Raw genomic sequence first — 12,038 nt, 5'->3', positions numbered from 1 at the left:
AAAACTAGATGCAAAACACAGCTGAGTATTACTGCGCCTATTGTGGTGAACCTAACTTAACCTTTATTGATTTGAGCGCAGGAGGACAGCAATCTTATGTAGAAGATTGTCAAGTTTGTTGTAACCCAAATATTTTGTATGTGCGGGTTGATGAAGATACCCTAGATATCGAAATTGATACTGAATCCGAAAGTTGAATTTTAGGTTTTTCATTCCATGCTGCACTTTCAACATTCTTCAATCATTAATGCACCACCAGAAGTAGTTTGGAAATTTCACGAAAGATCAGATATCCTACAACTGCTGACTCCTCCTTGGCAACCCGTTCAAGTAATCCGGCGTGAGGGGGGACTGGAGGCGGGTGCAATTACAGAATTTCGCCTATTTCTTGGCCTATTACCCTTGACTTGGTTAGCGCGTCACACTAAACACGAAAAATATCACCTGTTCATTGATGAACAAATATCCGGGCCTTTTGAATCTTGGGTACATCGACATGAATTTGCACTGGAAAATGGCAAAACCAGATTAACTGATGCTATTTCCTTTTCTATGCCTGGTGGAGAAGCAGTGGAATTTGTCAGTGGTTGGTTAGTGCAAACGCAACTAGAAGCTATGTTTCGCTACCGTCATTATGTGACTAAACGAGAGTGCGAATCGCGATAGTAGAGTTCACTTGCTTGATTTCTTTTTTCTACTGATGATGCCACAAGCGATCGCTGATTCATAATATACAATGTAGCGGTTTTCATCTCAGTGAGATACAGTTTTAAATCGCAAAGCCTGTAGGGGCGGGGAAACTCCGCCCTCTAAATATGCATTGTTTTAAAAACCGCATATACATATATCGTAGTAGCACAGCACTGCTGTACCCTCCATGTGAGTCTGTTGACGATCAAAGTTGGATTAATCAAAACCTAAAACGACCTATTTTCGTAAATGCATACCATGCTTAATTTGTACAGTGCATAAGTTGCAAAAAAATTGTAGCTTGCTAGACACCGCCGAATTTAGCGTAGCGTTCCTCAGTTGCGTCAATTTCTTCACCCCCTCTTTTTTGTTAACGATCGCTTGACTTTTAAGACAGTCGCTACAATTCTTCTTAACTGAACCGTATTGGGGTATAAGAGGATGTTTGAAATATCAAAGTCAGCTTCGTGAAAGTGATTTTGCCACTAGCAGTAACCTGTTTAATATTAAAGATATTCCCCCATCGCTGTACACTTTCTTGAGCTTATTGGCTACAAGAGAGAGTATTTCCATACCCGTCATATTAATATTGAGTTCGACTGTATTTTGTGAAGGATTATCCCACAACCAAGACGCACCATTTTGATTTAATAAATGATAAATCTCTGCACCATAATCTTCATAGATATGAGGATGTAAGGCAGCAATTAACTCATAAAGATAGAGCAGTTGCTCGCGGTTGCTCTTTTGCAAACGGGAATCAGAACGAATGCGATAAAAATAGTGCAATTCGGGAATTACAACTCCCAGCCAACCTTTTTCGCACATATTAACCCAACATTCGTAATCTTCTAAATTCTCTGCTAATAGAGATTTCATCCCACCAGCAGCAAGGTAAGCAGCTTTTCGCACCACGGTACAAACGCCAAGAGTGTTGTGACAAAGTAGATAAGGAAATTCCGTATTCCAAGCTACCCAAACTTTTTCTGAATCGCCAAATTCTTTAATCCAAGAAGCAACAAAACCGACATTTTGGTACTGCTTTAAAACCTTTACTGCTTGTGTATAAAAAGTTGGAGAAACTCGATCATCAGCATCCAGAAAAGCGGTGTATTCACCAGTAGCTATCTCTGCCATTTTATTTCTTGCTGCGGCTACACCCAGGTTTTGAGAGTGAATAATTTTCAGGTTACTATATGTTTGTTCGATAGCTGCTAGAGTTTCGAGGCTCTTTTTATCTGTACTACCGTCGTTGAAGATAATGACTTCCAGATCTGGATAAGTTGAGGTAAATATAGAGTCAAGCGTTGCACTGATATAGTGTCCGCAGTTGTAGAAGGGAATGCAAATAGATATTCTACCTTTTATACTTGTGTCTGTATCTACAACTAAAGATGAGGGATGAGAAACTTTACCGTGAGGTGGATAGTTTAAAGACGGAAAAATATTTCTATTTTGATGCTGCCCAATAACTTTTTGTAAATGTGCTATACGTTGTGATAATACTTTTTCAGGTGCCGAAATTCTCAAAATTAAAGTACGAGCTTTTTCTCCTATATTTAAAATTTCAGCTTTTGAATAACTGAGAATTTGGTTTAGTTTTTGAGCGAAATCATCAGATATCTGCCAATCAAAAATTACACCTCCTTGCATTTCTGCTGTTTGTAGCATTTCTACATGTCCAACAGCAGATGAGGCTAAAATCGCTTTACCTAAGAGCATAGATTCTAGGCATGTATTAGGAAAATTTTCCCATAGAGAAGGAATGACTACGCACCACGCTTTTTGCACTCGTTCATATATTTGTGCTTGGGGTAGAGGCGGAGAAATTATTAATTTTCCTGAATTAATATATTGACGGTATTTTTTTGTTAAATAAGCTTTCATATAGCAGCCTTGCAGGTGATATAAAGTATCGCCACCAATGGCTGTAAGCTTGAAATCTATGCCTGCATCCCACAACTGACTGCAAGCTTCTAACAAGGGGATAATACCTTTCCTGACTTCTAATCTGCCGAAGTAAACTATATCTCCCGGTGTGGGTGAAGATAATGGTAATTTCTCTGGATATAAAAGTTTCTGAGGTGCTGGTAAAGGAATAATTTGAATATCGAGGTTAGGATTTAAAGTCGTTTTTACCTGTTGGGAAATGTACTGGGTGGGAGCGAAAATTCCATCAGCAGCAAGGATGCAAAACTTTTCCATTCTTCCTACCCAGTAATCAGACAAGTGATAACTAGGCATTTTGTTAGCAGGATAAAGCAGATATTGAGGACTATGCAGGTTGAGAACTATTGGTACTCCTTGTAGTTCTGGATAACCTAATAACTTTTTTTGCAATAAAAAATAAGCAATCCCGCTATATTCTTCGCTCTCAATCACATCTGGTTGACCGTGAGTGCGAATATAATTAATGACTGTTTCGGCTAACTGATAGCTGACAGCGCTCCAGTAACCCATGATGTTATATGGAAAGGCTGGATGGGTTTCAGAACGTAGATGAGCATTTGTGGAATTTAATAAATAAGTATCTTGAGGAACTATTTTAATAATTTTCAGATTGTTTCTTTCTTCAATTCCTGTTTGAGGACTGCGGGCAAAAACAGTGATATTATGTCCAGCATCCGAAAACATAGCCGCCATATTACCGACATAGCTAGCAATACCACCAGGAACTGGAGGACATTCACTGGAAATCAAAAATATCTTCATATTTTCAGAGATGAAAAGTTGAGATTTTCTCTGGAATTAATGGGAATCACTAACCCTGATAATTGATTCATTCCTTCTAACCAATGCAAAATCTTAGTCACGCTCTCGTCAACTGTTTCTTTGGTAGTATCACAGGTGATGTGGGGGTTGAGCGGTTCTTCATAAGGGTCGTCAATTCCCGTAAAAGACTTGATGTATCCATTGCGAGCTTTTGCATATAAACCCTTGACATCCCTAGCTTCGCAAACTTCTATAGGTGTATTGACATATATCTCAAAAAAATTTTTGGTAGAGTAACGCAACTCATCTCTGACAGCACGGTAGGGGCTGATGAGAGAAACTATTACTATTACCCCATTACGGCTAAGTAAGTTTGCTACATAACCAATGCGTCTGACATTGATATCGCGGTCTTCTTTAGTGAAACTTAATCCTTGAGAAAGATTTTGGCGAATAGCATCTCCATCTAATAATTCCACTAGGTAAGCTTGTTCTTGGAGCTTGTTCTCTAATCGCTGTGCAATTGTAGTCTTGCCTGCTCCGCTGAGTCCAGTTAACCATAAAATTAGGCCATTTCGTTTCATATACCTAGATTTCCTCTTCTTGAGTCAAATGTAGCGATCGCTTCAGCTTAAACCACAGTCTCCGGAATTTCCAGAACTTGGATGATTCCATAGCTCGTTTTTTCCAAGCTAATTCGTGTCTTTCTTCCCTCAGTAAATTGTTCTCTCGCCAAAACTGATTTAAAACTTGTTCTTGATGTAGATATTCCAGCGCTATTAATAGCGTTTCTTCAGCAAGTGCTAAATCTGCATTGGGTTGAGACTTAGTTTGACAAAGTGCGATCGCCTCAGTGAATAGAACATCTATGCGTTCACCCATCTTGTCTAAGGAAAATAGTTCAACAACTCGTTGCCGCGCATAATAACCGATTTTAGAGCGCAATTCGCTATCTTTAATTAAAGGAATTAATACTTTCAGATATTCCTTGACTTCACTTTCTTCATTGTCTGCTTTAGGAACTAAAAACCCAGTTCCAGGTATGACTAATTCTGCTTGTCCTCCCACATCTGAAGCTACAACTGGCAATTGCATTGACATGGCTTCATAAATCACTAGAGAAATTCCTTCATAAGCTGATGGGAGTAACAAGATATCTACTGCACAATAGATGCCAAACATCTCTTCAGGATTAATAGCCGGCAATATATGAAAGTGTGATTCTAAACCATAGTGATGAATTTTAGCCTGCATTTCGGGTAATAAATGACCATTACCCACAACAATTATTGTAATGTTGAGAGAGCGATTAACTAGTTCTTGAAAAATATCAATTAACAGTAGAGGACGTTTTTGTTCTACTAATCGTGCTGGGAATAAGATGACAACTGCATCATCGGGAATTTGCAGATGCGATCGCACCTCCTGACGCTGCTTTTTATCCTGCACCCATTTATCAGTATTGATATTGGTATGACAGACTTGCAATTTCTCGGCGGTTTGCGGATTCAAACATCGATAATATTCCGCAAGGTGATGACTAGATACGATTTGCCAGTCTAAGAATTGGCTGAATTGGCAGGAAAGGCGTGGATATCCACAGCCTCGCCAACCAGGATCTATAGTATGAGTAAAGTCAACAAAAACGACATCAGGAAATTCGTGACGCAGTAAGGGCAAAAAATAGTAAGCAATATAGGAATTTGAGATAAAAACAATATTAATTTGACGTGATTTAATAATATATTTGATAAAACTTAACCAGTCACTGTCTTTTAAAAAGTTACACAGGTGAAATATATCTGCTGTCACCTCATAAAAATGTTTCTGCCAAGGATGTGCTGATTTTGAAGTTGTAATAATAGTCAGTTCATAACCACGAGCAGCTAGTAGAGTAACTAAATCGATATTAAATTTGTCAGCACCGCCAACTTCTAAGTGAGGGAAAAAGCAAAGTACGCTGGATTCGTTATGTTCAAGAGAATTAACGATATCTATGTTTTTGGAGCAGCTATGAGCAACAAAATCACATCGGTGGATAGTGATATCGGGAATATAATTGTTATTAAAAAAATCTTGATGGCGAGAGCGAATTAACTCTGCAATTCGTTTTTCTTCTGTAATATTTGCTCTAGACGTTGTTAATAAGCCAGAATCAAGGCGACGATAACAATCTAGGTATTCTGGTATTGTCCAACCTTTTTGATTGTTGGTTATGGCTTTGAGCCATCTTTCCCAATCTTCGTAAAATCTCAGGTTTTCATCAAATCCTCCCAAACAATCGAAGTCGGATTTCCGATAAAGTAATCTACCTGTAATCCAATTTTGGTGAATAAATTGCGATGGTTGATTAAAGCCATGAGTCCACCAATATTCTTGAGCTTGAAAACCAACAGAATAAGAGTTGACGAAGGAGAATTCTGGATGAGTTTCTAGGAAAAGAACGCATTTTTCAATACAGGTAGGATCTAGCAGATCGTCCAAATCCATAAAGAAGAGGTATTTCCCCCTAGCATGAGCGATCGCTTTATTTCTCCCAGCCGCTAACCCCCTGTTGGTTTGATGGTAGAGCGTTTTGATTTTTGCAGACTTAGCTGGTAAGGAATCAAAAAGAGCGATCGCATCTGGGGATGTTGAGCGATCGTCAACAATGATCCATTCAAAATTTTGCCAAGTTTGATTGATTACAGACTCATAAGTAGCTGCAAAATATTCATGAGCATTAAAAAATGAAGAAATAATTGATACGACTGGCGGATTATATACCACTGAAGTATAAAACTTTTGTTTTCTCGTTTCCAGCAAATTGATAAATTCGCTGACGCTAGAGAAAGGTGTAACTGTAGACATGGAGTAAGGGAACTGCTAGGATTTATCTCGGTTGTTAGTGCTTAGTATTTAATACTACATTAACTAAGTTTTAACGAGTACCTTTAATATTTCTATACAAATCTTACGTATGAAAAAGCACTGGTTTTTAAATAATCTTTATAAGTATCGGCGCTATATCTGGTACAACGCTTGGTATGAATTGCGTTACCGCTATGCTGGAACGGGTATAGGTATCCTTTGGAACATTATTAATCCTCTGTGCGAAATTCTCATTTACACAGTTGTATTTTCTTTACTACTTTCTCGTGGTGCGCGGGGGAGTTCCTATGCTTTATACTTGATGGCTGGCTTGCTACCTTGGCGGACATTTGCGGAAACTATTGCGAGTGGTAGCAATGCTTTTGTACAAAATTCTATTTATCTGCGACGTTTAGCAATTCCTTCTGAGGTTTTCGTGGCTAAAGTCTCTTTAACTTCGCTATTTCTGCTGTTTATTTACCTAGCTTTAGTGCTTCCTGTTGGTATTTTGTTAGGTGGGAATCTGGGTTTTGGAATATTGTTATTACCAGTGTTGGGAGTACTTTTAGAAGGCTTAGGTTTTGGTATGGGATTAATTTTAGCTAACTTGCAAACTCTTTTTCCCGATGTCAAGCAGATTTTACAATTTTTAATTCCCTTATGGAGTTGGATGATACCTATTTTTTATCCAGAATCCATTATTCCCAAAAATATTTTACCTTGGCTTTATCTGAATCCACCCTATGCATATATTCAGTCAGTTCGCAATATCATTTTAGAAAATCAAATGCCAGGATTTCATGTTTGGCTAATTATGCTGGGATGGCTCGCTTTATTTGTTTGGTTAGGTAATGTTGTCAATCAAAAACTCCAAGATGAGATTAGAGATGTGATATAGCAGTCCTAAATCATTGAACTAATAGATCCCCGACTTAAGAATTCGGGGATCTGAGCCTCTCGATTTTCACAAATCAAATAGGATTGCTATAGGATCAGTATTTGATTTTTGAAATATACGTAGGGTGGGCAATGCCCACCAAAACCATGATACGGTGGGCATTGCCCACCCTACTAATACTTAGATTTCTTCAATAATCAAATCAGATTTCTATATATGAGTGATGATATTATTTTGCAGGTGAATAATTTAAGTAAATGTTTTAAGATTTATCCAAATCCCTGGCATCGTGCTAGAGAATGGTTAAGTTTGGGAAATAACACTTATCATCAGCCTTTTTGGTCGTTGAAAGATGTGTCCTTTACAGTGCATAAAGGAGCTTTTTTTGGTATTATTGGGGAAAATGGCGCGGGTAAAAGTACATTATTAAAAATAATTACTGGGGTATTAAAGCCAACATCAGGAAATTACCAATTAAAGGGTAAAGTTCTCTCACTGCTAGAATTGGGAACTGATTTTAATCCCGAACTTAGTGGACGAGGAAATGCAATTTATAGCGCTGAATTGTTGGGGTTTCCTGAAGGATATGTCCAAGAACGAATAAAAGAAATTGAAGATTTTTCGGAATTGGGAGATTTTTTTGACCGTCCCATGAAGTTGTATTCTTCGGGAATGAAGACAAGATTAGCTTTTTCTTTATTTGCGTTTTTGGAATGTGATGTCTTAATTTTAGATGAAGTTTTAGCAGTTGGAGATATTTTCTTTCAACAGAAATGTTATGCCCGGCTTGAGGAACTGATCGCAAAGCAGATTACGATTATTTTAGTGACTCACCAGTTAGCATCGGTACAGCAATATTGTAAAGAAGTGATTGTACTGCATCGTGGAGAAAAAATCTTTCAAGGAGAATCGATGAAAGGTATTATTAAGTTCCATCAACTAAAGATGGGCTTGGCTAATAATGTTTCTCCGACTGTTCTTCAAGAAAAGGTAGAAGTACCTTTAGAAATGCCGGATGATTTTTTTTGGCCTGCTGATGAAGTTTTTATTCCTGTTTCTTTTCCCCAGGCAAATTATGCTCAACTAATTAGTTACACTATTTGTAACGTTAAGGGTGAGGGTTGCGTCAATTTTTTGCAAGGCGAACAAGCTTATTTTTGTTGCGAATTTCAACTAAAGGAAACTATTGGTGTACCAATTGCTGTTGTCATGATTACTAATAAGTTTAATGTGGTAATTCATAGTAAGTCTTCCTGTCTGCAAAAGGTTAGCGTTCCTCAGCAAGTTCATCATGGCGATCGCGTGCGTTTTTGTCGTAGTATTAACCTTAGTATCGCTCCGGGTGAATACGTTCTCGGTTTTGCTTTAGTAACAATGCACGCTGATGATTATGCTTGCATTGATGAACTTCCCCAAGCGGAATTTAACAGCCGTATTCAGATTTGTGATGTTTATGAAAAGGTAGGTGTTTTTTATGTTGCACCCCATTACACCTTCAATCATCACTCTCATTTTGGATTGTGTAATTTGCCTGGGGATGGACAAATTCAAGTTATTAAAAGCTCAAAGTAGTAATAAAGCTAAAAGCCCAAGCAGGAATTATGGAATACCAGCTAAGAAAATTAGTAACTCATTATCGAAAATCTCTACAGATAAAGCCTGACAACCTAGCCATTTATGACAAAATAGCCGAACTTTATTATGAACAAGGAGAATTAGAGAAAGCTCTCGAAGTTTGCCAAGAAGCTTTGCAAATTCAACCAGATTTAGCATCAGTACCTAAAATCTTAAACAAGATATTACAAACTTTAGGTTTTGAAGGAGAAGAAATTACTGCCATTCAAAATATTCTCCAAAAGAAATTGGATTATGAAAGCTTTCATCTGCTCCTGTCACGTTCTGAGACAGTGAAAACGGCTGCTGATGCGAAGACATGGAAGGATGCCATTGGATTGGGATATGATTTCAAAGAAAAAAAGCAATGGGATGAGGCAATTACTGCTTATATGAAAGCGATTGAAATTGAACCATCCTTATCTTTATCTTATTTTACATTGAATTGTATAATCAACTATTGTTTTTTCCCTCAACCCAACCAATTAGAGAGAATAATCACCTTCTATCATCAACTAATTCAAGGATGTTTAACTTCACCCTATGCTTATGTAGTTTTAGGAGATATGTTAACTGCACAAGGTAAAGTATCTGAGGCAATTACTGCCTATAAAACTGCCATTTATAGAACAATTTATTTGAGTCAAAAAATTACAACTAAGTACATAAATTCTCCTAAAATTGATGATGTAAGTTTCTTGATTATTGGCATGGGTAAAGCTGGCACTTCTTCGCTTTACTATTATCTGTGCCAACACCCTCAAATTCTCCCAGCTACCGACAAAGAATTACATTTTTTTAATAAAAAATTTGACCTCGGAGTTGATTGGTATCTAGCTCATTTTCCTCCCCTTCCTGTAGAAGGAGGCTTTTTAACCGGAGAAGCAACTCCTTGGTATCTCGGTAGCTATGAAGTTGAAAAAAGAGTATTTCAGCTATTTCCCAAAATCAAGCTAATTGCTATATTACGTAACCCTGTTACCAGAGCAATTTCTCAATACAATATGCATCTTAGAAGCATGAGAGAAAATCGCTCTTTAGAAGTAGCGATGACCTCCGAATTGGAAATCTTAAAAGGTATGGCAGACCCCACTCAGGTCATTGAGAAATACTGGCAAACAGAAAAAGGATATCTCTGGGTTGGTTTATACTTCTATTTCTTAGAAAAATGGATGGCTGTTTTTCCGAGAGAACAGTTTCTAATTTTGCGAAGTGAAGACCTTTATAATCAAACAGATAAAACTATGAAACAGGTTTATAATTTTTTAGAAATAACTGATTACTCGCTTTCAGAATACCCCAAGGTTAATTCTGGTTCTTATTCAAAAAATAACGACGAATTACGCAAAAAATTATCTGATTTTTTTCAACCGCACAATCAGAAGTTAGAAGATTTTCTAGGTATGAAATTTAATTGGGAATAATTATAAAGAAAGGCAGAGGGACGTTTGCGGAGCGTCTCCGATAGGAGAAGGCAGAAGGTTAGGAGTATCAATAAAAACCTCAATTGTGGGTATAAAGCCCACTAAAGTTAGAAAGATGATTATTGCTCGTATGGGCACAACAATGTTCATACGGTTCCCAAGCGTGTACCGCATTTACCTGGAAAATGCTATATCTGTATCAGAATTTTCGTGATTAGTATCAGTTCCAATACTGCGTAGGTTTTGGCTAAAAAATAAAAATGTGTAGGTTGGGTTGAGGAACGAAACCCAACATTTCCAGGGCTTTGTTGGGTAACACTAAAGTTCAACCCAACCTACAAATCTTCAAAACCTACGCAGTATTGGTATCAGTTCTATTTTAGCTTTATATTTGTTTATGTATAATTTGTCTTAATCCCATTTAAAGTTCATCCCTAAATATTCCTCTAGTTGCTGATTATAAGGACGGAAAAACTCTACTAACTGACCGCGTAATTCATTGCTAATGGGAGGATATGAACCAGGATTTGAATTGCGATATTCGCTCAGTTGAGCATGAGGTAAGTTCAGAAAATCATAAACTTGCTTCATCGTTACTGATGGATTATTGTACAAGTCTTCACTCTTGATAATTAAAATTTGTTCTTTAGGAAAAATATTTAGCCATTGTTTTATGTAATATATATATAAACTGCCTACTAAATGAGGCAACAATACATCATCTATGTAATCATTTTGGTAATTCTTCTTAAGAACTGATGGTTCAAGCAATAATAAACTTGGCAAATTATGTAATCTCGTTAAAACTTTTTCTATAGTATTAGTTATACTACCCTGTATTAGTTTATAATGACCGTATGCTTGATGTTGATGATAATAAGAAGATATCGCTCTCTCTACTGGATTTCTTAAAAGAATTATCAGTTTTATATTGGGGAAGCAATCATATATTTTACTAGCTAGGCTAGGAAAATTAATGTATATAGGAGTGGCTTCACCAGTCAGATAATTCCTACTGTCTAAAATAGCAGGAAAATGAGCTAGATACCAATCAAGTCCTTGGTCTAAAAAATCTGTGAAAAAGCGAAGTGCTTTGTCAACGGCAGGTAGGATTTGAGGATGAGAGCTTAGATACGAATAAAGGGAGGTAGTACCACATTTCATAAAACCCGTAATCAGAAAATCTGGCTGTCGTTTTTGATGATAATTCCAATGCTTTTCTACTAATTCGGGATAAGATAATAGTGTTTGTTTATAACTGGCAGTTTGGTAACAAGCTATTGCCTCCTCTATTTTGCCTTGTTGAGTTAGTAAGTTGCCCAAGACAGTATGAGCAAAATAAAAATTGGGTTGAAGCTGAATTGACTGACGCAAGGTACTAATTCCTGCTTCTAATAAACTAGAATCGATTGTTTTTGGTAACCGATCTAAATTCAATAAAGAGAATTTTAGTTTCCAGTATGTTTGAAAATGACTTGGGTCAAACTGAATAGCTTTTATGTAGTGATAAATTGCCTCTTCAATTTTAGTTTGATTTTCATATAATTGTCCTAATTTACTGTGAACAGCAGCATTATCAGATTTAATAACTAGAGCTTTTTGGTAATGATAAATTGATTTTTCTAGTTGGTCTGTCATATTTAGTTAAATTTAGAAAATCCTCGGTTGAAGCTGTAAAGGAAAAGCGTAACAGTTAGGATCAAAAAATTGTAGGTTGGGTTGCGCTATTGCTCCACCCAAGACCGATATATATGTTGGGCTTGCAAGATCCATGTTGGGTTTCCTAGCGTCAATCTAGCCTACATCTAATACACTATTTTAGGCTTGCCACGCCACTACTGGCCTGACTT

Annotated in this window: 9 protein-coding genes; 5 read left to right on the top strand and 4 right to left on the bottom strand. The window is 37.1% G+C overall.

The window, feature by feature from the left end; translation table 11 throughout:
* Positions 1 to 8: 8 nt before the first annotated feature.
* Complete coding sequence (locus CAL7507_RS24650; protein ID WP_012411100.1) at positions 9 to 197, top strand: CPXCG motif-containing cysteine-rich protein; 189 nt, start codon at positions 9 to 11, stop codon at positions 195 to 197.
* A gap of 19 nt (positions 198 to 216) precedes the next feature.
* Positions 217 to 666 (top strand): SRPBCC family protein, encoded by a 450-nt coding sequence (locus CAL7507_RS24645; RefSeq protein ID WP_015131203.1) that lies wholly within the window; start codon positions 217 to 219, stop codon positions 664 to 666.
* Positions 667 to 1,149: 483 nt separating this feature from the next.
* Here the strand turns inward: CAL7507_RS24645 and CAL7507_RS24640 are convergent, their stop codons facing one another.
* From CAL7507_RS24640 to CAL7507_RS24630, 3 genes are read right to left on the bottom strand one after another with little or no spacing between them, the layout of a single operon-like run.
* On the bottom strand, positions 1,150 to 3,402 hold the full coding sequence (locus CAL7507_RS24640) for a glycosyltransferase (RefSeq protein ID WP_015131202.1): 2,253 nt from the start codon (positions 3,400 to 3,402) through the stop codon (positions 1,150 to 1,152).
* On the bottom strand, positions 3,399 to 3,986 hold the full coding sequence (cysC, locus tag CAL7507_RS24635; protein WP_015131201.1) for an adenylyl-sulfate kinase: 588 nt from the start codon (positions 3,984 to 3,986) through the stop codon (positions 3,399 to 3,401). The genes CAL7507_RS24640 and cysC overlap by 4 nt, the downstream gene beginning before the upstream one ends.
* 4 nt (positions 3,987 to 3,990) lie before the next feature.
* Positions 3,991 to 6,252 carry a glycosyltransferase gene (locus tag CAL7507_RS24630; protein WP_015131200.1) on the bottom strand — a complete coding sequence of 754 codons (2,262 nt, stop codon included), beginning with the start codon at positions 6,250 to 6,252 and terminating at the stop codon, positions 3,991 to 3,993.
* Between the two features lie 109 nt (positions 6,253 to 6,361).
* Here CAL7507_RS24630 and CAL7507_RS24625 point away from each other — a divergent pair, with 109 nt between their 5' ends.
* The 3 genes from CAL7507_RS24625 (at position 6,362) to CAL7507_RS24615 (ending at position 10,188) form a co-directional block, all read left to right on the top strand.
* Complete coding sequence (locus tag CAL7507_RS24625) at positions 6,362 to 7,150, top strand: ABC transporter permease (RefSeq protein ID WP_015131199.1); 789 nt, start codon at positions 6,362 to 6,364, stop codon at positions 7,148 to 7,150.
* A gap of 216 nt (positions 7,151 to 7,366) precedes the next feature.
* Positions 7,367 to 8,722, top strand: coding sequence for an ABC transporter ATP-binding protein (locus CAL7507_RS24620; protein ID WP_015131198.1), 1,356 nt, complete (start codon positions 7,367 to 7,369; stop codon positions 8,720 to 8,722).
* Positions 8,723 to 8,751: 29 nt separating this feature from the next.
* The gene (locus CAL7507_RS24615) at positions 8,752 to 10,188 is read left to right on the top strand and encodes a sulfotransferase (protein WP_015131197.1); all 1,437 of its coding nucleotides are present in this window, start codon (positions 8,752 to 8,754) and stop codon (positions 10,186 to 10,188) included.
* Positions 10,189 to 10,599: 411 nt separating this feature from the next.
* Here the strand turns inward: CAL7507_RS24615 and CAL7507_RS24610 are convergent, their stop codons facing one another.
* On the bottom strand, positions 10,600 to 11,826 hold the full coding sequence (locus CAL7507_RS24610) for a tetratricopeptide repeat protein (RefSeq protein WP_015131196.1): 1,227 nt from the start codon (positions 11,824 to 11,826) through the stop codon (positions 10,600 to 10,602).
* Between the last annotated feature and the right edge of the window lie 212 nt (positions 11,827 to 12,038).

This window comes from Calothrix sp. PCC 7507 (assembly GCF_000316575.1).
Lineage (GTDB): Bacteria > Cyanobacteriota > Cyanobacteriia > Cyanobacteriales > Nostocaceae > Fortiea.
Note: the sequence above shows the minus strand (reverse complement) of the source record. Positions and strands in the feature narration are given on the sequence as shown.

Coding starts and splice junctions, on each gene's coding strand:
- CAL7507_RS24640 (WP_015131202.1), bottom strand. CDS start 3,402: ATGAAGATATTTTTGATTTCCAGTGAATGTCCTCCAGTTCCTGGTGGT.
- CAL7507_RS24630 (WP_015131200.1), bottom strand. CDS start 6,252: ATGTCTACAGTTACACCTTTCTCTAGCGTCAGCGAATTTATCAATTTG.
- CAL7507_RS24650 (WP_012411100.1), top strand. CDS start 9: ATGCAAAACACAGCTGAGTATTACTGCGCCTATTGTGGTGAACCTAAC.
- CAL7507_RS24615 (WP_015131197.1), top strand. CDS start 8,752: ATGGAATACCAGCTAAGAAAATTAGTAACTCATTATCGAAAATCTCTA.
- CAL7507_RS24625 (WP_015131199.1), top strand. CDS start 6,362: ATGAAAAAGCACTGGTTTTTAAATAATCTTTATAAGTATCGGCGCTAT.
- CAL7507_RS24610 (WP_015131196.1), bottom strand. CDS start 11,826: ATGACAGACCAACTAGAAAAATCAATTTATCATTACCAAAAAGCTCTA.
- CAL7507_RS24620 (WP_015131198.1), top strand. CDS start 7,367: ATGAGTGATGATATTATTTTGCAGGTGAATAATTTAAGTAAATGTTTT.
- CAL7507_RS24645 (WP_015131203.1), top strand. CDS start 217: ATGCTGCACTTTCAACATTCTTCAATCATTAATGCACCACCAGAAGTA.
- cysC (WP_015131201.1), bottom strand. CDS start 3,986: ATGAAACGAAATGGCCTAATTTTATGGTTAACTGGACTCAGCGGAGCA.